An 18,486-nucleotide genomic window follows, 5' to 3' on the forward strand; every position below is an offset into this window, starting at 1 on the left:
CCCACTCCGAGAGGGTCTCCCGGCTGCGCCCGGCCACCGCCTCCACCGCGCGGGCGGCTGCTTCGGCCCAGTGGGCGGCCGCCGCCTGGGCTGCCTCCTGCAGGAGGGCCGCCACCGCCTCCGGGGCGGGCCCGCGGGCGTCCAAGCGCTCCAGGAGCAGGGCCAGCCCGAAGGAAGGAAGGAAACGGCCGTCGCCCAACACCATCGGCGGCTGAATCGTATCCAGCCACTCGATGACCTTCCAGCCCTCCCCCGGCTTCAGCGATTGGAGCCGCCGATCGACCTCGGCCTCCACCATCGCCCACAGGTCCTCATGCAGATCGTCCCGCAGGAGCAGCCGGAGGCGCTGGCCGTAGATCAGTTCGCGCTGGCGGTTAAGGACGTCGTCGTATTCCAAAAGATGCTTGCGGATGTCGAAGTTGTAGCCCTCAACCCGGCGCTGGGCCTCCTCGATGGTCTTGTTGAGCCACGGGTGCTCCAGGGGCTCGTCGTCGTCGCCCCACACCCGTTCCATCAGGCTCCGGAGGCGGTCGCCGGCGAACCGACGGAGCAGATCGTCCTCCAGGGAGAGGTAGAACCGCGAGGACCCGGGGTCGCCCTGGCGGCCGGCGCGGCCCCGCAACTGGTTGTCGATGCGCCGGGCCTCGTGGCGCTCGGTGCCGATGACGTGCAGCCCGCCCAGGGCCTTCACCGTGCGCTCCCCCTCGAGATGCTCCAGGAAGCGCTGCACCGCCTCCCGATACAGGCCGTATTGGGCGGGGTCCAGCCGCTGGAGGGCCTCCGCCCGCTCCTCGAAGGTCATCTCGTAGGGGTTAAAGCCTGCTCGGCGCAGCACCCGGTTGACGTCCCGCAGGACCTCCTCCGGCAGCTCGCCGCCCAGCTTGATGTCCACGCCGCGCCCGGCCATGTTGGTGGCGATGGTCACAGCGCCCACCCGGCCGGCCTGGGCGATGATCCGCGCCTCGCGGTCGTGGTGACGGGCGTTCAGCACCTCGTGGGGGAGGCCCTGCTCCAGGACCCGCCGCAGGCGCCCGGCCTCCTCCACCCCCCACAGATCCGCCAGGCGCGCCAGGTTTTCCGGCGACAGCGGGTTCGGATCCAGCCCCAGGGCCCGGGCCCAGGCGCGCAACCGGGCTGCGGTCACCTTCTCCGGCGGCTGGCCCAGGAGGGCGCGCTCCTCCGACGAGAGAGGGACCTCCTCCCCCGCGGCCTCCCGGCGGCGGAGGGCGTCCTTGATCAAGTCCACCAGGGCCAGCCAGCGCAACCCCTCTCCTTGCAGGCGCTTGCTGAGGTAATCGGAGGCCTCCACCGAGGTGGTGCCCACCAGCACCGGGCGCCCCATGGTGTGCATACGGACGATCTCCCGGAGGATGGCCCGGTGCTTGGCCTCCTTCGTCCGGTAGATCACATCAGGATGGTCGATGCGGATCATGGGGCGGTGGGTGGGGATCACCACCACATCCAGGCCGTAGATCTTCTGGAACTCCTCGGCCTCGGTGGCGGCGGTGCCCGTCATGCCCGCCAGTTTCTCATACATCCGGAAGTAGTTCTGGATGGTGATGGTGGCGTAGGTGACGTTCTCCGGTCGGATGGGCACCCCCTCCTTGGCCTCGATGGCCTGGTGCAGGCCATCGGACCAGCGGCGGTCGGGCATGAGGCGGCCGGTGAACTCGTCGATGATAACCACCTGGCGCCCCTGAACGATGTAGTCCCGGTTCCGGTGGTAGAGGAACTGGGCTTTGAGGGCCTGCTCCAGGTGGTGGATCATCTTCATCTGTTCGGGGGTGAGCTCCTCGGGGCGCTCGGGGTCGAACAGCGGCTTGCCGATGAGTTGCTCGATCCGATCGTAGCCGGAGTCGGTGAGATGGACGGTGCGGTGCTTTTCATCGATCTCGTAATCGCCGGGGCGCAGCTGCCGGACGATCTGGGCCCAGCGGATGTATTCCTCCGTCGCCTCCTCGGCGGGCCCGCTGATGATCAGCGGCGTGCGGGCCTCGTCGATCAGGATGTTGTCCACCTCGTCCACGATGGCATAGCGATGGGGCCGTTCCAGGCGCTGCACCCGGGCCTCGAGGGTGAAGGCCATGTTGTCCCGCAGATAATCGAAGCCGAACTCGTTGTTGGTCCCGTAGGTGATGTCCGCCAGGTAGGCTTCTTTGCGGGAGACAGGGCGCAGGCCGGTGAAGTCCTCCTTCCCGCCCTCGTAATCCGGATCATAAACGTAGGCGTTGCCCTCGCCGGCCTGGAGGAGACCCACCCGCAGCCCCAGCAGATGGTAAATCGGCCCCATCCATCGCGTGTCCCGCCGCGCCAGATAATCGTTGACCGTGACCAGGTGGGCCCCCAGGCCCAGGAGGGCGTTCAGATACAGAGGCAAAGTGGCGACGAGGGTCTTGCCCTCGCCGGTCTTCATTTCGGCGACCTTGCCGTAATGCAGGGCGATGCCGCCCAGCAACTGGACATCGTAGTGGCGCAGCCCCAGGGTCCGCTTCGAGGCCTCCCGCACCACGGCGAAGGCCTGGGGCAGGATGGCCTCCAGGGCCGCCTCCTCGGCCTGGCGCAACTCCCGGAGGCGCTGCTGCGCTTCGTATTCCTGCTGCGCCCGCCGGGCAGGATCCCGCTCGACCAGCCAGGCCAGATAGGCCAGCCGATAGGCCTCTCGGGGCCCGGCGATGGCCTCGGCGATCTGGGCCCGGAACCGGTCGGTCATCGCCCGCAACTCGGCGTCCGTCAGGGCCTCGAACTCCGGCTCCAGGCGGTTGATGGCCTCCACCAGGGGCGCCCACCGGCGCAGCCAGCGTTCCGATGGATCCCCGAGGATCTTGCCCAGGATCTGTTTCAACATGGCGGCGTTTCACTCCCCCTTCGTGCAGGTTCAGCCCTGCCGATCCATCCATCTTCCGGGAGGTCTATTTCTCCAGTTTACGCGAAAACCGGCCTTCCAGCACCTTCCGGGCCGCCGGATCCCCCAACCCGCGCGAGTCCCTCCACCTCAGCGCCCCAAAGCCTTATAATCGGGAAAAATCGTCCGCCCCCGAACGCCAGGAGGACGGCGATGGTCTTCGATCTGGTGCTGGTTTTCGGGACCCTGATGGCTACCTATCTCGGCGGCCGCAGAGGCCTGGTCAAGCAACTCATCAGCCTGGCGGCGGTTTACATCTCCATGCTGCTGGCCCTCAGCCTCCAGGGCCCGTTGACAGGCGCCTTCGCGCGGGCCGTGGGGGTGCTCTCCCTGGAGACCGAGATCTTTTTCTATGCCCTCCTTTTCCTCGTCTCTTACATCGGCATGGAGATCCTGAGTTTCGTCTCCCATGGGGAGACCCGGCTGCGGGTCATCGGCGCGCTGGATCCCGTGCTGGGGGGCGTCCTGGGGGCCGTGTGGTGGCTGGTGGGGATGGGGGCGATCCTCACCATGGTCTTCTACAGCCTCACCGTGCCGTGGTCGTGGCGCCTGGCCCCCATCGCGGCGGCCCTGCGGGCGGATTTCCAGGCCTCCCTCACGCTGCCCACCCTGGCCGCGCTCTTCAAGGCCTACGCCATCGCCCCCTTGCGCCTGCTGATCAGCCCGCTTCCCCCCATCCTCACCGGTTGGCCTTAGGGCGCCTTCGCTTTCTCCTCCAGCAGCGCCACCACGCGGTCCAGGAGAGCCTCGGCGACGGCGGCCTTGCTCATCAACGGGAGGGTCTCCACCTGCCCCCGGGCGTCGATCAGGGTGATCCGATTGGTGTCCGTGGCGAAGCCTGCCCCCGGTTCGGTGACGTCGTTGGCAGCGATCAGGTCGAGGCCTTTGGCCAGCAGTTTGGCCCGCGCGTTCTCCACCAGGGCCTCTGTCTCGGCGGCGAAGCCCACCACCACCCGAGGCCGCCCGCGGGCGGCCCGTCGGGCCGCCAGTCCCTCGAGGATGTCCACGGTGGGGACCAGGTCCAAGGTGAGGGGCGCCCCTTTCTTGATCTTGACGGGATGGGGCTGGGCCGGGCGGTAATCGGCGACCGCGGCGGCCATCAAGAGGACATCCGCCTCCTCGGCCTCCCGCCAGACGGCCTCCGCCATCTCCGCCGCCGTCCCCACGTCGATGCGGCGGGCGCCCACCGGCGTCGCCAGCGCCACCGGCCCGGCGATCAGCACCACGTCGGCCCCCCGATCCAGGGCGGCCTGGGCGAGGGCGAACCCTTGCTTCCCCGAGGAACGGTTCCCGATGAAGCGCACCGGATCGATGGGCTCATAGGTGGGGCCGGCGGTCACCACCACCCGGCGGCCGGCCAGCGGGCCGCGACGGCCCAGCGCCCGGCGGATGTGCCCCAGGAGCGCTTCCGGCTCCACCATCCGCCCCCAACCCTCCAGGCCAGAGGCCATCCGCCCATAGGCCGGGCCGACCACCTCCACCCCCCGCTGCCGCAGCCGTTCCACGTTCTCCTGGGTGGCCGGATGGGCCCACATCTGGACGTCCATGGCGGGGGCGATCAGCACCGGGGCCCGGGTAGCCAGGCAGAGGGCGCTGAGCAGGTCGTTGGCCAGGCCGAGGGCCTGTCGGGCGATGAAGTCGGCGGTGGCGGGCGCGATCACGACCAGTTCGGCCGCCTCCGCCAGGGCCACGTGCAGCAGCGCCGTCTCCGCCGTCGGCGTCCACAGATCGCCATACACCGGCCGCCCGGTCAGAGCCTGGAAGGTCAAGGGAGTGACGAAGCGGGCCGCCGCCTCGGTCAGCACCACATCCACCAGGGCCCCGGCCTGGGTCAGTTTGCTCGCCAGATCCGCCGCCTTATAGGCGGCGATCCCTCCGGTCACCCCCAGCAGGATCCGTCGGCCCTTGAGCACCGGGATCGGCTCCATCGGGGCTCACGCGTCCTCCAGCAGGATCCGCTCTCCCTCCACGCCGATCACCACAGCCAGGGACTCGATGGGCACCCCCAGGGCCTTCAGGCGCTCCCGTCCCCCTTCGAAGCGCTTCTCGATGACCGCCCCGATCCCCACCACGGTGGCGCCGGCCGCCTGGGCCAGCCGCGCCAGGGCCAGGATGGTGGCCCCCGTGGCCAGGAAATCGTCCACGATCAGCACCCGGTCCCCGGGCCGGAGATAATCCGCCGCCACCAGCAAAGTGATGTCCCCGCCCTTGGTATGGGAAGGGGCTGTGGCGAAGAAGATGTCCTCCCCCATGGTCAACGGCTTGTGCTTGCGGGCGAAGACCAAGGGGACGCCCAGGGCGTAAGCGGTCATCAGGGCCGGCCCGATGCCGGAGATCTCCGCCGTCAGGACCTTGGTGGGCTGCCAGGGGCGGAACCGGCGGGCGAGCTCCTGGCCACACGCTGCCATCAAGGCTGCGTCCACCTGGTGGTTCAGGAAGGCATCCACCTTGATGATGCCATTGCCCAGATGGCGCCCGTGCCTACGAATCGCTTCCCGCAACGCGTCCACCGAAGCCTCCGGATCGGTGATCGGATGCGGCGGCAGGGGATCGATCACGGTTCCTCTTCAGCGGCCCCGCTGGACTCCTCCTCGGCCCCCTCGCCGGCCAGTTCCGGCATCGCCTTCTCGATCTCCTCGGGGGTCTGCCCGGCCTCCAGCCGCTCGATGACCTCCTCGAACTCGGGCCCCAGATCCCCCAGTTCCTCCCCCAGTTCCTGGGTCATCCGGCGCATCCAGCGGCCGATGGAACGGGGGTCCTTCTCATCGACATCGCCGATCCAGTCCGCGTCGGCCAGGGACTCCAACCGGGATTCCTCCGAGCGCAGCACCCGCACGCGGGAGATCAACCGGACCAGATCCCGGCTCCCGCAGTGGGTGCAGGTCACCTGGCTGTGGTCGACCTCGGAGAAGGTGCGGAAGAACGCCGTCACCCGGCGCCGGCACCGGCGGCAACGATATTCATAGATCGGCATCCCCCTGTTCCTCCCCGTCCAGATTCGGCTCTGCATTTCATGATAGCAAAGAGCCGCCGCTGGCGCCTGGGAGCGATCGGCGGCAGGGGTCGCCATGTAATAGAATAGAAGGAAGCGACACGAAGGCGGCGCCCGATGCGTCGGACCGGCTGGCTGGCGTTGATCCTGGGGTTGGCGGTGGGGTCCGCGGCGGCGCAGGAGACAGCAGCCCGGCCGGTGCTCTGGCTGCGGGTGGAGGGCGCCCTGACGCCGGTGGTGGCCGATTACCTCCGGCGGGGGATCCAGACCGCTCAGGAGCAGGGAGCGGAGGCCCTGGTGCTTCAGTTGAACACCCCCGGCGGGGAGGTCCACCTCACCCTCCGCCTGGTCTCCCTGCTCCGCGAGAGCCCGGTGCCGGTGGTGGTCTATGTGGCCCCCCGGGGGGCCATCGCCGGCTCCGCAGGCACCCTGGTCACGCTGGCAGGGCACCTGGCGATCATGGCCCCCGAGACGGCCATCGGAGCCGCCTCGCCGGTGGGCGGCCAGGGAGAAGAGCTCCCGCAGACCCTGAGCCAGAAGGTCAAGGAGATCCTGAAAGCCCAGGTCCGCAGCCTGGCCGAACGCCGGGGGCCAGAGGCGGTCCGGCTGGCGGAGGCCGCCGTGGAATCCGCCAAAGCGGTCAGCGCCCGCGAGGCCCTGGCCGCCGGCCTGATCGACGGGATCGCCGGGAGCCCGGAGGAGCTCCTCCGCCTGCTGGACGGCCGTCCGGTGGTCGTCCGCAGCCAGGCCCGCACCCTCCGCACCCAGGGAGCCCCTATCGTCCCGTTGCCCATGAACATCGTCGAGGAGATCCTCCACCGGCTGGTGAACCCCAACATCGCTCTGATCCTGCTGGCCATCGGCATCCAAGCCATTCTGATCGAACTGTCGAACCCGGGCGGATGGGTGGCGGGCTTCATCGGGGCGGTCTGCCTGCTGCTGGCGGCCTACGGGATCGGGGTGTTGCCGGTCAACTGGCTGGGGCTGCTCTTGATCGCCCTCGCCATCGTCCTGTTCATCCTGGACGTGAAGGCCCCCACCCACGGGGCCCTCACCGCGGCGGGGACGGCGACGTTCATCGCCGGGGCCCTGGTGCTGTTCGCCCCTGTCACCCGCTCCCCCTTCCCGCCTCTCTCGCCGTGGGTGGCCGGGGGGACGGGCCTGGCGATGGCTGGCTTCTTCGGGTTCATCGTGGCCAAAGCCCTGCAGGCTCAACGACGCCCCAGCCTGATGGGCGCCGCGGTCCTGATCGGGCGCGTCGGAGAGGCCCGCACCGACCTCCAACCGGTCGGCATGGTGCACGTCGCGGGCGAATTGTGGACAGCCCAGAGCGAAGAAGGTATGATACCGGCCGGCACGCCGATCCAGGTGGTAGGGATCGAAGGCCTGCGGTTGCGGGTGCGGAGGTGGACGCCCGCGGCTGGGCAGGAAGCCGAGCGGAGGTAGAGGGCCCTCGCGATGGCCGGCGTCCGGAACGGCGCGGAAGGGCTGCGGGTGCTGATCATCCACGCGGAGATCGAGGCCGGCGAGCGCTTGCTGCGGAGCGCGGCGCGCGCCGGCCACATCGCCTATTACGCCCCCGACCTGCGCGGGGCCATCGCCCTGATCGCCCGCTCCATCCCCGACGTGATCGTTGCGGAGCGGGAGTGGCTGGAGCGCAACGGCCGGGGCCTGTTCAGCGCCCTGCGAGGCTGCTCGCCTCTCCCCCTCGTCTGCCCCATCGAGGGCGACAGCACCGCCCTCGCCTGGGAGCGCCTGGCCCGCGCGTGGCGCGCCTTCCAGACGTGGACCAGCGGGGAGGTCCTGCAGGTGGGCCCGCTGGCCATCGATCAGGCGCGCAAACAGGTGATCTGGCGGGGCCATCCGGTGCCGGTCTCGCCTCTCCAGTTCAAGATCCTCACCGTCCTGGCCCGCCGGGCCGGCCAGGTGGTCCCCCACGCCGACCTGGTCCGCGAGGTCTGGGGCATCGAGGCCGACGACCTGGAGGCCCGCGAGTTGCTGAAGGTCCACATCCGTCAGATCCGCAAGCGGCTGGGGCTGGACCCGGAGCGAGGCGAGGTGTTGGTCTCGGTGCGCGGCTTCGGATACATGTTGGCCCCGCCGGAGGAGGAGGGATGAGCGAGCGGCCGGAGCGGCAACGCGGGCTGCGGTTCGGCTATCTGCTCCTCACCCTTCTGGGTCTGATCGCGCTGGCCGGGATTGCCTTCACTGTCCTCCGCCCGCCCTCCCCGGAGGTCGCCGGCGCCTCCACGGCCGCCGCCCTCGCCCTGGCGGGGATGACCGTCGTCGGCTACGGGATCCGCGGGCTGCATTCGGCTCAATACCATCTGGATCGCAACGGGCTGACCCTCACCTGGTGGCCGGCGGTCTACATCATCCCTATGCATGCCATCCGGGAGCTGCGCCCCGGCCCGACCTCGCCGCGCGCCCTCCGGGGGTGGCGGGGGCTGCGGTGGCCCGGCCTGTATATCGGGCACGCCCGGACCGCAGAGGAGGGCCGGCCGGTCCTCTTCCTGGCGACCGCCGGTCCGGCGCAACAACTCTGGGTGGTCACCGAGGCGGCGATCTACGCCATCTCGCCGACGGACCCCGCCGCCTTCCGGGAGGCCTTCGCACAACGGGCTGCCCTGGGCCCCACCCAGCGCCTGCCCCAGACCACGCTGCTCCCCCCATGGCGCCAGCGGGCCTTCTGGGGGGATCGGGCTGCATGGGGGTTGATCCTGCTGGGCGGGCTGGTCCTATGGGGGATGTGGGTTTGGCTCTGCTGGCGCTTCCCCGATCTGCCGGCGTGGATCCCCCTGGAAGGGTCCACCGCCCTGGACCTCCTGAGCCCGACCGCCCATCTGACCCGGCTCCCTGCCCTGGGTGCCCTGGTGTGGGCCGTCCACGCCGTCCTCGGGGGGATCCTTCACGAGCACGAGCGGCCGGCCGCTTATGGCCTGTGGCTGATCGCCCTGCTGGTCCAGATCCTGCTCCTCGGGGCCCTCCTGCAGCTGGTCCCGGTGTAGATCCATGGGGAAGGGATCCACCCGGCTGGGCATGCTATGGCTCGTGCTGACCACGGCAGGGGCCGGCTGCGCCCCGCCCCTGCCGACCCTCCCGCCGCCTGCCTCGCCCACGCCCATCCGCCTGCCGCCGTTCACGCCGGCCGCCGCCTTCCTCCCGCCGCCCCCTACCTGGACGGTCTCCATGCCAGGCGTATGTCGGCATCCGCGCTGGCCCCTTTCCCATGGCCACCGTTGGACGTGGGAGCTGGACGCGAACGCCTCTGAGACCGTGACATTGGAGATCCAGGACGCGCATGGAGATCAAGCCTTCGGCGCGTTGGAAGGCGCGGTCCATGGCCCGGTGCGCTTCCACTGCCTCCCCACCGGGCTCTACGCGAACTGGATCCCGGGGGGGCCGAGCCCGGACGATCGGGAGCGAGGGCCGTGGCTGCTGCCGGCAGAGGATCTCTTGCCGGGACGCCGCTGGCTGTTGCAGGAAGCAGGCGCGCGGATGGGAGTGGCCGAGTGGGCCGGCGAGGAGATCCTCCAGGTCCCGGCGGGGGCCTTCCTGACCCGCCGTCTGGAGATCCGCTGGGAGCGGGGGCCCCTCCGGGCCGCGACCCTGTGGTTCGCCGGCGGGGTGGGGCCGGTGCGCTGGCGGGCCGAGGGGCCGGAGGGCGCTCGTGAGGGATGGCTCCGGACATACACGGTGCGCCGCTGAAGGACGGAGGAAAACCCTCCCGATCAGCGCTCCGGGATCCGGCGCCGTAGGAAGCGAAGCACCGCCTCGAAGGCCTCCTCGCGATCGATATCCTCCGGGATCCCGTGCCCGCTGCGGGCCAGCCAGTGGATCACCTTGTCGGCGCTGCCCAACCGGTGGTAAACCTCCCAGCCCTGGTCCGGCCGCACCGTGCGATCCGCCCACGAATAGATCAGGAGGGCCGGGGCGCGCGCATCCGGAAGGGCCGCCCGCATGGCCCGGAGCGCCCGCAGGACCTCCTCCACCGCCTGGAGAGAATAGCGGGGATACGGGAGGGCCGCCGTGGGCCTGGCGGGCGGTCGGCCGACCTCGGGGAACAGCCGTTTCCAGATCCCCAGGAGATACAGCCGGAGGTCACGGATGCGATAGGGGACCGCCATCGCGATGAGGCCGTCCGGCGGCCGGCGGGCGGCCTCGTGGAGGACCAGGATGCCGCCGAGGGAGAGGCCACACAGGAACACCCGCGCACAGCGGGACCGCAACACATCGACCCCTGTGGCCACCGCTTCCGCCCAATCCCGCCAGGTAAACCCACGGAGGTCCTCCGGCCGCGTCCCGTGGCCGGGCAGGCGGATCCCGAGGGCCGTCCAGCCGTGGGCGGCCAGGAAGCGGCCCAGCCCCCGCATCTCGCGGGGGGCCCCGTGAAGCCGTGGACCAGAAGGACGCCGGACGGCCCACCCGAGAAGAAGAAGGGCTCGCCACCCGGGAGCAGCGGGCCCTCGCCAGGCCAGGGCCCCCACCGGATCCAGATCGCCGCCTCCTCAGAATGTCCCCACCCGGATGGCTCAGACATCCCTGGGCTCCCCTTTGGATCCTCCTGCCGCCCATATTACAATGGAACCGCGGGGCGATCCCTGGATCGCACGGAAGGGTGTGGTCATCTGCCCGATGAGGAGGGTGCCATGGCGCGCAGGGCGTTGACGTGGCTGATCCTCTTGGGGATCGTGGTGATCCTGATGGCGCTGGCCAGCGCGATGACCTCGGAGTCGGGCGTCCGGCTGCAAGGGTTCGGCTGGCTGCTGTGGGTCGCCATCGGCGGGGTGTTCGTTTACGCCATCTACTTCGCCACAGCGGAACACCCGGCCTGGCAGATCGGCACCCGCGAGGTCGTCTACATGGCCATCGGCGCCGCCCTCTACGGCGTCTTCTCGTATCTCTTCAACGGCACCGTCTTCGTGGTCCCCTCGGTGAGCCAGGTCGCGTTGCGTCCGGCCATCGTCTTCCCGGTCTTTTTCGGCTACGTCTTCGGGCCCGCCGTGGGGTTCTTCACGGGGGCCGTGGGCAACATCTTAGGGGACTTCCTGACCGGATGGGGGGTCTTCCCGGCCTGGGACGTAGGGAACGGCCTGGTGGGCCTGGTGGCCGGCCTGCCGGTGGTCCTGGGGCGGGAGCGGGCGCTGAACTTGCTGACGGGCTTGGTGGCGGTCCTGGGGGTCGCCCTCAGCCTGTGGGCGCTCACCACGGAGATCCAGAGCCCCTTCTTCGGCGGCCCCTTGAGCCCGTTGATGCGCTGGGTGCCGTTGATCGCTGCGGCCCTGGTAGTGGCCCTTCGCTTCGCCCTGGGGCGGAACATCGCTTTGGCCTCGGTGATCGTCTGGGGGGCCGTCGCCAACATCGTCGGCATCGGCTTCGCCGCCATCGCCGACATCTGGATCAACGGTTATCCGCCGGCGGTGGCGCTGCTGGGGGAGTTCGTGCCGGCCGCCGGTCCCAATATCCTGCACGCCGCCGTCCTCACCCCGCTGCTGGTCGGCGCCTATAACGCCCTCCAGCAGCAACTGGGGCGGGGGGCCGGCGTGGCCTGAAGGCCGATCTCAAGGGATCGCCCCGCTGTCCAGAGCCTTGCCATGCTGGTCGCCTGGCCCTACCGACGTCGGGGGAGCATCCTGGAGGCTTTCGACCCGCGGGCCCGCCTGCTCTTCGCCCTCTCCCTGATGCTCTCCACCCTGTTCTTTTGGGACGTGCGGCTGCTGGCGGGCCTGTGGGCCCTGGCCCTGTTGTATTTCCGGCTCAACCGGCTGACTTGGCGGGAGACGCGCCGGGCATGGATGCTCACCGGCTTCATCGCTGTGGTCTTCGTCACCATCACCTTCCTCACCGGCCGGGGGGGCTTCGAGGTCTATCGCGCCGAGCGGGTGCTCGCCCGCCTCAGCCTCCCCGTCACCCTGTTCGGATGGTCCCCCGCGATCCACCTCACCGTGGAGCGGATCTTCTTCGCCCTGAGCCAGTTCTGCCGCATGGGAACGGTCATCACCGCCGCCATCCTGATCCCCTACACCATGGACCCCACCCAATACGGCGTGGTCTTCCGGGGGCTGGGGCTGCCGGACAAGATCGCCTACGCGATGGACCTGGCCTTCCGGTTCATCCCCACCCTGGGCCGGGACGCCCTGCAGACCATGGACGCCCAGCGCGCGCGGGGTTATGAGCTGGAGCGGGTGCGGGGCGGGCCGCTGGCCCAGATCCGGCGCCTGGCCCCGCTGGTGGTGCCGGTCACCCTCCACGCCCTGATGACCGCCGAGGACGTCATCGACGCCATGGATCTGCGGGCCTTCGGGGTGGGCCCGCGGACCTGGCTGACCGAACTGCGGTTCCGCCGCCATGACTTCCTGTTGCTGGGCCTGGCCGCCGCCCTGTTCTTCGGCTCGATGATCGCAGCGGCCCTGGGCTTCGGCCGCTTCTGGACCCCCTAACGCCGGCGATGGGCCCTCACCGGCCGGCGCGGGACAGCCAGAGCAGGACCACAGAGGGGGTGACGCGGACTTCGATCCAGGCGGCGATCAGCAGCAGCGGCAGGGCGATCCCCAGCAACTTGACCCAGTCCGCTGCCGCGAGGAGCCAGCGTTCCCGCAGGCTCCGGTTCCCCGGGGGCGTCACAAGGACCAGCCCCAGCCGCAACGCCCCCGCCAGCACCAGGCCGGCCGCTGGCAGTTCCAGCACCCCATGGGGGAACACCGCCAGGAGGCCGGCCATCCCCGCCGCGGGCCCGGACCGGAAAAACAGCCCCAGCAGCAGGCCGACAAGGCCCATCAACCCCACCGGATAGGCGGCCGCCCACATCCCCAGGGTGGCCACGCTGAGGAACGTGTTCATCAGCAGGGCCCCCACGTTGTGCAGGAAGATCCTCCACGGCGTGAGGACGGAAGGGAGCTGCGACAACTGCTCCGACCACAGCCGAAGGCCCAGGGGCTCCTGGGACGGGACGGCGAAGGCGAGCCGCCATCCGATCCCCAGCCCCATCCCGCCGAGCAGCCCCAGGGTCGTCAGGGCGCCGAGGGAGCGCCGGACGGGGCCCGCGATATGGGCCCACCAGCCAGAGGCCGGCCGCTCCGGATCCCCCTCTCGCAGGGCCCGCCAGAAGCCCCGCAGGATCTCCCGCAAACCCAGGGTGTCGAACTCGCTGCTGAGAAGGCGCTCGCGGTTGAACAGGACAACCCCCATGCGGACGAGGAGGACGGTATAGGCCAGCAGGAGGATCTGGACAACGAGGAGGGCCCGGTAGCTGTTCCAGAACAGGAAGACGGATTCGAGGACCTGCAGCATGGAGACCGGCATGATGATGAAACTGGAGAGCAGGCTGGCGCCGCGGACGTTGTGGGATTGGGTGGAGACGAAGATGGCCCCTGCCACCATCATCAGGCCGTGCATCCCCAGGGTCAGGTAGAGGGAGCCAAAGAGGAGGGGATCGGGGGCGAGGACGCGCCGCACCACCAGGAGGCCCAGATAGAAGGTGAGGCCCAGCCATGAGGCGGCCACAGGGACGACCAGCGCTGCCAGCCCCTTCCCCAGATAGAGTTGCAGGTCGCTGAGGGGCACAGCCAGCAGCGGCTCCATCGTCCGGCGCTCCTTCTCCCCGACGAAGATCTCCAGCGGGATGACCAGGCAGGTCGTCAGGGGGAGGAAGCCAGCAAACAGGGCGAGGAAGGGCAACAGGCGCTCCCCAACCACTTGGGCGCCGAACTGGGCGACGTAGCGGGCCGCCGCATCCGCGGAGCCGATGGCGATGAGCGGGATGATCAGGAGCAGCAAGACCAGCGGGATCACCATCCGCCAGTCCCGCAGGATATCCAGGAGATCCCGGCGGAAGACCGTCCAGACCCCCCACAGCCACCGCCGGGGGGTGCGCCCCGACCCTTCCCCATCGGCGGCCCGGGCCTCCCCCACCGGAGCCGGCCGATGGACCTCGAGATCGTCAGCGTCCTCCCGAGGATCAGGCGCCCTCAGGATCCGAAGATAGACCTCCTCCAGAGAGCGGGGGACCTCCCCCAACGCCACCACTGGGATCCCGCGGTCCAGCAGGGCGGCGAGCAGCGCCGGGTTCTCGCGCTCCGGATCCTGAACCTGATAGCGGAGCCGGCCCGGGCCGACCTCCACCAACGTCACCGAGGAGGGCAGCGCTTCCGGCGCGATCTCCAGGGGTCCGGCGAAGCGCACCTCATAGACCGGAGGCCCCAGGAGACCTCTCCGCAGGTCTTCCGGGCTCCCCGCCACCCGCACCCGGCCCCGATGGAGGACGACGATGCGGTGGGCAAGGGCCTCCGCCTCGTGGAGGTTGTGGGTGCACAACAGGACGGCGCGGCCGTCCTCCGCCAGGCGGCGGATCATCTCCCGCACCAACCAGGCGCTCTCCGGGTCCATCGCGGAGGTCGGCTCATCCAGGAGGAGCACAGGGGGATGATGCAGGAAGGCCCGCAGGAGGGCGAGCTTCTGGCGCATTCCCTTCGAATAGGTCGCGATGGGCCGATCGAGGGCCTCCCGCAGCCCCAGCGGGCCCAGCCACGGCTCCAGCCGTTGCTGAAGGAGGGGACGGGGGACCTCATAGAGGTCGGCGAAGAAAGCCAGGTACTCGTAACCGGTCATGCGCGGATACAGGCCGGGCAGTTCGGTGAGCAGCCCCACCCGGCACCGCACCTCCTGAGGATGGCGGACGACATCGAAGCCAGCCACCTGCGCCCAGCCGCCGGTGGGCGGGAGCAAGGCCGCCAGCATGCGGACGGTGGTGGTCTTCCCCGCGCCGTTAGGTCCCAACAGGGCCACGATCTCCCCTGGGCCCACCTCGAGGGAGACCTCCTCGACCGCCACCGTCTCCCCAAAGACTTTGCGCAGCCGCTCCGCGCGGATCATCGGGAGCCCCCTTGGAGCAAGCGCCACACCCGCGCCATTCGCTGCAGGGCGGTGAGGTGGGCCAGGACGGCGAACCCGATCAACAAAGGCCCATACCATCCGGTGAGCATGGCGAGCAGCAGCAAGAGGAAGCGCTCCGCTCGGGTGAAGAAGCCCTCGCGGACGGAGACGCCGAGGCCTTCCCCACGGGCCCGCGTGTAACTGACCATGAGCGCCCCCAGCAGGGCCCAAGCGGCGATCCATCCGCCCCACGCCATGCCGGCCCGCTGCCACGCCGCCCCCAGCCCGAGCAGAACCGCCGCGTCGCTGTAGCGGTCCAGAGTGGAGTCCAGGAAGGCCCCGAAGGGGGAGGCCTTCCCCGAACGCCGGGCCAGCGTCCCATCCAGGGCGTCGCACAGCCCGCCCAGCAGCCAGAGCAACGCTGCCCCCCCCCGAAGATCGAGCCCGACCAAGATCCCCGCACCCACGCTCAGCAGGAAACCCGCCAGGGTCACCCCGTTGGGATGCAGGCCGGCCCGGTCCAGGGCCCGGGCCGGCCCCTCCAACATCGCCTGCGCCCATCCTCGCCATCGTTCCGCGCCCATGGCGCTCCCTCAATATGGACGCACGAGGATCCGGTAACTGTTGGGCTGCCGGGCCTGGAGGACCTGGAGTTCCTCCCGCTGGCGCCGCACCTCCTCCAGATCGATGCGGGCCACTACATAGCCCTCGGCGGGCTCGTCCAGGGAGGCAAAGACCTGCCCCCGCGGCCCCAGGATCATCGAGTCGCCAACGAACTCGTAGGTCACCTCTTTGCCGATGCGATTGGCGGCGACCACAAAGAAGGTGTTCTCCAGGGCCCGGGCGCGGGTCAGGATCCGCCATTCCTCCCGATGGGGCTGCTCCCACGCAGCCGGGACAGCCAGGATCTCGGCCCCGCTCAAGGCCAGCGCCCGGGCCGCCTCCGGGAAGAGGAGGTCCCACCCGATGAGCACCCCTAGCATCCCGAACCCCGTCTCGAAGAGGGGGAAGCGATAGCCACCCCGGAAGAGGAGCCGCTCCTCGCCCTTCAGATGGACCTTATGGTAAACCCCCAGCGCCTCCCCGTCCGGGCCGATGACCACAGCGGAGTTGTAAAGGATGGTCTCCACCCGCTCCCGGGTCGCCATCCCGAAGACCACGTGGACCCCGAACGCTCGGGCCCGCTGGGCGATGCGGTGGGTGGCCGGGCCAGGGACCCGCTGGGCCCATTCGGTGAAGCGCGCCCCACATTCGTAGCCCGTGATGGCCAGTTCGGGGAAGACGATGAGGTCCACCCGCTGCTCACTGGCGACGCGGGCGATCCATTCCGCGATGTGGGCCAAGTTCTCTTCCACGGCGTTCATCTGGACGTTCAGCTGGACGGCCGCAACGGTGATCTCCCGCATGGACGCCTCCCCGTGGATTTCCCGCGGCGCCCCCCCGCCCGCCTCGGTTGGCAGATATTATACCTTACTCCCACCGCGCCCTGGCCGGAGGGGGCGCAGATGGGTTATGATAACATTCGGTAGGACGAAGGATCCATCCGGCGGAGGGCCATGCGTCCGCTTCCGGCCGTCACCCCGCAACCGATCGCGCGGCTGATCGAGGCCCTGGTCCGGCTCCCGGGCATCGGGCCCAAGACCGCCTCCCGGCTGGCCTTCTACTTGCTCCGGGCCCCGACGGAGGAGGTCATGGCCCTGGCGGAGGCCCTACGGACCCTGAAGGAGCAGACGCGCCTCTGCGAGGTCTGCTTCAACATCACCGACGAGAGCCCGTGCGCCATCTGCCGGGACGAGCGACGGGACCACGGCCTGATCTGTGTGGTGGAGGAGCCTTTGGACGTCCTGGCCATCGAGCGCACCGGGGAATACCCGGGGGTCTACCACGTGCTGCACGGGGTGATCTCCCCGATGGACGGCATCGGACCGGAGGACCTGAAGATCCGGGAACTGGTGGAACGGGTCCGCCGGGAGGCTCCCCGTGAGGTCATCCTGGCCACCAACCCCAGCCTGGAGGGGGAGAACACTGCCGTCTACATCCACCGGCTGCTCCTCCCTCTAGGGGTGCGGGTCACCCGCCTCGCCCGGGGGCTGCCGGTGGGGGGCGACCTGGAATACGCCGATGAGATCACCCTGGTCCGCGCCCTCCAGGGCCGCCAGGAGATGGACTGAACAGGGGGTCGCATGGCGCGGCTGATGCGGATCGAACGGATCGCCGACCACGTGGGGGAGGAGGTCACCGTCCACGGTTGGCTTTACAACAAGACCGACAAGGGCCGCCTGTATTTCCTGCTGGTGCGGGACGGCACGGGCATCGCCCAGTGCGTGGTCTCCATGCGCGAGGTGTCGCCGGAGACCTTCGAGGCGGCCCGGCGGATCACCCAGGAATCCTCCCTGATCGTCACGGGGACCGTCCGCCAGGACGCGCGGGCGCCCGGCGTCCCCGGCGGCTACGAGATCGCCGTGCGGGACCTCCAGATCGTGCACCTGGCCCAGGACTATCCCATCGGCCCCAAGCCCCACGGGGTCGAGTTCCTGATGGACCACCGGCACCTGTGGCTGCGGTCCTCCCGCCAATGGGCCGTCCAGCGCATCCGCGCCACGGTGATCCGGGCCATCCGGGACTGGCTGGACGGCCAGGGGTTCCTGAACGTGGACACCCCGATCCTAACCGCCACGGCCGCCGAGGGCACCACCACCCTGTTCCCGGTGGACTATTTTGGGGAGCGGCTCTACCTGGCCCAGACGGGGCAACTGTATAACGAGGCCAACATCTTCGCCTTCGGGCGTGTCTACTGCTTCGGCCCCGCCTTCCGGGCCGAGCGCTCCAAGACCCGGCGCCATCTTCTGGAGTTCTGGATGGTCGAGCCGGAGATGGCCTTCTGCACCTTCGAGGAGATGCTGGAGATCGCCGAGGGCCTGGTCTCCTACATCGTGGCCCGGGTCCTGGAGGAACGCCGCCCCGAACTGCGGGTGTTGGAACGGGACACCGCCCCCCTGGAGAAGGTCACCCCGCCCTTCCCCCGCATCACCTACGACGAGGCGGTCCGCATGCTCAACACCTGGGCGGAGGCGGAGGCCGACCCGGAGCGCCAGGCCGCCCTGCGCATCTCATGGGGAGAGGACTTCGGCGCTCCCCACGAGACCGCCCTCTCCCTCCACTTCGAGAAGCCGGTCTTCGTCACCCATTACCCGGCGGCGGTCAAAGCCTTCTACATGCAGCCGGACCCCCAGCGCCCGGAGGTGGTGCGGTGCGCCGATCTCCTGGCCCCGGAGGGCTACGGGGAGATCATCGGCGGCAGCGAGCGGATCGCCGACTACGACCTCCTGCTGCAGCGGATCCGGGAGCACAACCTTCCCCTCGAAGAATACCAGTGGTATCTCGATCTGCGGCGCTACGGGTCGGTGCCCCACAGCGGCTTCGGCCTGGGCATCGAGCGCACGGTGGCCTGGATCTGCGGCCTGGACCATATCCGGGAGGCCATCGCCTTCCCACGCATGCTCTACCGGTATCGGCCGTGACCGTCCCCGAAGGTCCTGCCGCCGGACGACGGCGTGGGGCACCGGGGAGATCCCCGTGCCGGTGGCGCCGCCCGCCGGGGGTTGACAACAGCTGACATTTTTATCATCAGCCATTTCGGCCACGAAGCTTTCCGACGGGGCACGTCCGCACGGAATCCACCCCCTCACCGCCTGGCGGTGGGTTCGAGGTGGGCCAGCGC

At 69.8% G+C, this 18,486-nt stretch carries 17 protein-coding genes; 9 read left to right on the plus strand and 8 right to left on the minus strand.

Translation table 11 applies throughout. The features are described from left to right. Positions 1–2,845 (minus strand): preprotein translocase subunit SecA (gene secA, locus C4313_RS08180; protein WP_352429379.1); only part of this gene is annotated, 2,845 nt, incomplete at its 3' end. 210 nt (positions 2,846–3,055) lie between these two features. Between secA and C4313_RS08185 the strand changes: the two genes are divergently transcribed. Next, complete coding sequence (locus C4313_RS08185) at positions 3,056–3,598, plus strand: CvpA family protein (RefSeq protein ID WP_352429380.1); 543 nt, start codon at positions 3,056–3,058, stop codon at positions 3,596–3,598. Here C4313_RS08185 and coaBC read toward each other — a convergent pair. The 3 genes from coaBC to C4313_RS08200 are packed head-to-tail and all read right to left on the minus strand — an operon-like array spanning position 3,595 to position 5,876. Next, positions 3,595–4,830, minus strand: a complete 1,236-nt coding sequence (gene coaBC, locus C4313_RS08190) for a bifunctional phosphopantothenoylcysteine decarboxylase/phosphopantothenate--cysteine ligase CoaBC (RefSeq protein ID WP_352429381.1) — start codon at positions 4,828–4,830, stop codon at positions 3,595–3,597. The genes C4313_RS08185 and coaBC overlap by 4 nt on opposite strands. A 6-nt stretch (positions 4,831–4,836) precedes the next feature. Continuing rightward, positions 4,837–5,412: a xanthine phosphoribosyltransferase gene (gene xpt, locus C4313_RS08195; RefSeq protein WP_352429395.1), complete on the minus strand. Its 576-nt coding sequence runs from the start codon at positions 5,410–5,412 to the stop codon at positions 4,837–4,839. 44 nt (positions 5,413–5,456) lie between these two features. Further along, the gene (locus C4313_RS08200; RefSeq protein ID WP_352429382.1) at positions 5,457–5,876 is read right to left on the minus strand and encodes an FmdB family zinc ribbon protein; all 420 of its coding nucleotides are present in this window, start codon (positions 5,874–5,876) and stop codon (positions 5,457–5,459) included. Positions 5,877–6,011: 135 nt separating this feature from the next. On the opposite strand from C4313_RS08200, the gene C4313_RS08205 reads away from it, so the two are divergent. The 4 genes from C4313_RS08205 to C4313_RS08220 are packed head-to-tail and all read left to right on the plus strand — an operon-like array spanning position 6,012 to position 9,602. After that, positions 6,012–7,340: an NfeD family protein gene (locus tag C4313_RS08205; protein ID WP_352429383.1), complete on the plus strand. Its 1,329-nt coding sequence runs from the start codon at positions 6,012–6,014 to the stop codon at positions 7,338–7,340. Between the two features lie 12 nt (positions 7,341–7,352). Beyond that, the gene (locus tag C4313_RS08210; RefSeq protein ID WP_352429384.1) at positions 7,353–8,012 is read left to right on the plus strand and encodes a winged helix-turn-helix transcriptional regulator; all 660 of its coding nucleotides are present in this window, start codon (positions 7,353–7,355) and stop codon (positions 8,010–8,012) included. Further along, complete coding sequence (locus C4313_RS08215; protein WP_352429385.1) at positions 8,009–8,902, plus strand: PH domain-containing protein; 894 nt, start codon at positions 8,009–8,011, stop codon at positions 8,900–8,902. The genes C4313_RS08210 and C4313_RS08215 overlap by 4 nt, the downstream gene beginning before the upstream one ends. A 31-nt stretch (positions 8,903–8,933) precedes the next feature. Further along, positions 8,934–9,602, plus strand: a complete 669-nt coding sequence (locus C4313_RS08220; protein WP_352429386.1) for a hypothetical protein — start codon at positions 8,934–8,936, stop codon at positions 9,600–9,602. A 23-nt stretch (positions 9,603–9,625) separates the two neighbouring features. Here C4313_RS08220 and C4313_RS08225 read toward each other — a convergent pair whose 3' ends face one another. Next, positions 9,626–10,381 (minus strand): alpha/beta hydrolase, encoded by a 756-nt coding sequence (locus C4313_RS08225; RefSeq protein ID WP_352429387.1) that lies wholly within the window; start codon positions 10,379–10,381, stop codon positions 9,626–9,628. A 162-nt stretch (positions 10,382–10,543) separates the two neighbouring features. On the opposite strand from C4313_RS08225, the gene C4313_RS08230 reads away from it, so the two are divergent. After that, entirely contained in the window at positions 10,544–11,446 is a 903-nt protein-coding gene (locus C4313_RS08230) for an ECF transporter S component (protein WP_352429388.1), read from the plus strand. Between the two features lie 42 nt (positions 11,447–11,488). Next, positions 11,489–12,334, plus strand: coding sequence for an energy-coupling factor transporter transmembrane component T family protein (locus tag C4313_RS08235; RefSeq protein ID WP_352429389.1), 846 nt, complete (start codon positions 11,489–11,491; stop codon positions 12,332–12,334). Positions 12,335–12,350: 16 nt separating this feature from the next. On the opposite strand, the gene C4313_RS08240 is transcribed toward C4313_RS08235, so the two are convergent. Genes C4313_RS08240 through C4313_RS08250 form a run of 3 tightly spaced genes read right to left on the minus strand, consistent with a single transcriptional unit; the run spans position 12,351 to position 16,171 of the window. Next, entirely contained in the window at positions 12,351–14,765 is a 2,415-nt protein-coding gene (locus C4313_RS08240) for an ATP-binding cassette domain-containing protein (RefSeq protein WP_352429390.1), read from the minus strand. Continuing rightward, positions 14,762–15,349 carry a CDP-alcohol phosphatidyltransferase family protein gene (locus tag C4313_RS08245; protein ID WP_352429391.1) on the minus strand — a complete coding sequence of 196 codons (588 nt, stop codon included), beginning with the start codon at positions 15,347–15,349 and terminating at the stop codon, positions 14,762–14,764. The genes C4313_RS08240 and C4313_RS08245 overlap by 4 nt, the downstream gene beginning before the upstream one ends. 9 nt (positions 15,350–15,358) lie before the next feature. Continuing rightward, positions 15,359–16,171, minus strand: coding sequence for a carbon-nitrogen hydrolase family protein (locus C4313_RS08250; protein WP_352429392.1), 813 nt, complete (start codon positions 16,169–16,171; stop codon positions 15,359–15,361). 150 nt (positions 16,172–16,321) lie between these two features. On the opposite strand from C4313_RS08250, the gene recR reads away from it, so the two are divergent. Together recR and asnS are read left to right on the plus strand one after the other, a co-directional pair. Next, positions 16,322–16,936 (plus strand): recombination mediator RecR, encoded by a 615-nt coding sequence (gene recR, locus C4313_RS08255; protein WP_352429393.1) that lies wholly within the window; start codon positions 16,322–16,324, stop codon positions 16,934–16,936. A 12-nt stretch (positions 16,937–16,948) separates the two neighbouring features. Beyond that, complete coding sequence (asnS, locus tag C4313_RS08260) at positions 16,949–18,286, plus strand: asparagine--tRNA ligase (RefSeq protein ID WP_352429394.1); 1,338 nt, start codon at positions 16,949–16,951, stop codon at positions 18,284–18,286. Positions 18,287–18,486: the final 200 nt, after the last annotated feature.

Origin of the sequence: Thermoflexus sp., from assembly GCF_040289485.1 — a bacterium.
Taxonomy (GTDB): Bacteria; Chloroflexota; Anaerolineae; order Thermoflexales; family Thermoflexaceae; genus Thermoflexus.

Excerpts from the sequence above, each read along its gene's own strand:
- C4313_RS08185 (WP_352429380.1), top strand. The coding sequence starts at position 3,056 with ATGGTCTTCGATCTGGTGCTGGTTTTCGGGACCCTGATGGCTACCTAT.
- coaBC (WP_352429381.1), bottom strand. The coding sequence starts at position 4,830 with ATGGAGCCGATCCCGGTGCTCAAGGGCCGACGGATCCTGCTGGGGGTG.
- C4313_RS08200 (WP_352429382.1), bottom strand. The coding sequence starts at position 5,876 with ATGCCGATCTATGAATATCGTTGCCGCCGGTGCCGGCGCCGGGTGACG.
- C4313_RS08205 (WP_352429383.1), top strand. The coding sequence starts at position 6,012 with ATGCGTCGGACCGGCTGGCTGGCGTTGATCCTGGGGTTGGCGGTGGGG.
- C4313_RS08210 (WP_352429384.1), top strand. The coding sequence starts at position 7,353 with ATGGCCGGCGTCCGGAACGGCGCGGAAGGGCTGCGGGTGCTGATCATC.
- C4313_RS08215 (WP_352429385.1), top strand. The coding sequence starts at position 8,009 with ATGAGCGAGCGGCCGGAGCGGCAACGCGGGCTGCGGTTCGGCTATCTG.
- C4313_RS08220 (WP_352429386.1), top strand. The coding sequence starts at position 8,934 with ATGCTATGGCTCGTGCTGACCACGGCAGGGGCCGGCTGCGCCCCGCCC.
- C4313_RS08230 (WP_352429388.1), top strand. The coding sequence starts at position 10,544 with ATGGCGCGCAGGGCGTTGACGTGGCTGATCCTCTTGGGGATCGTGGTG.
- C4313_RS08235 (WP_352429389.1), top strand. The coding sequence starts at position 11,489 with ATGCTGGTCGCCTGGCCCTACCGACGTCGGGGGAGCATCCTGGAGGCT.
- C4313_RS08240 (WP_352429390.1), bottom strand. The coding sequence starts at position 14,765 with ATGATCCGCGCGGAGCGGCTGCGCAAAGTCTTTGGGGAGACGGTGGCG.
- C4313_RS08245 (WP_352429391.1), bottom strand. The coding sequence starts at position 15,349 with ATGGGCGCGGAACGATGGCGAGGATGGGCGCAGGCGATGTTGGAGGGG.
- C4313_RS08250 (WP_352429392.1), bottom strand. The coding sequence starts at position 16,171 with ATGCGGGAGATCACCGTTGCGGCCGTCCAGCTGAACGTCCAGATGAAC.
- recR (WP_352429393.1), top strand. The coding sequence starts at position 16,322 with ATGCGTCCGCTTCCGGCCGTCACCCCGCAACCGATCGCGCGGCTGATC.
- asnS (WP_352429394.1), top strand. The coding sequence starts at position 16,949 with ATGGCGCGGCTGATGCGGATCGAACGGATCGCCGACCACGTGGGGGAG.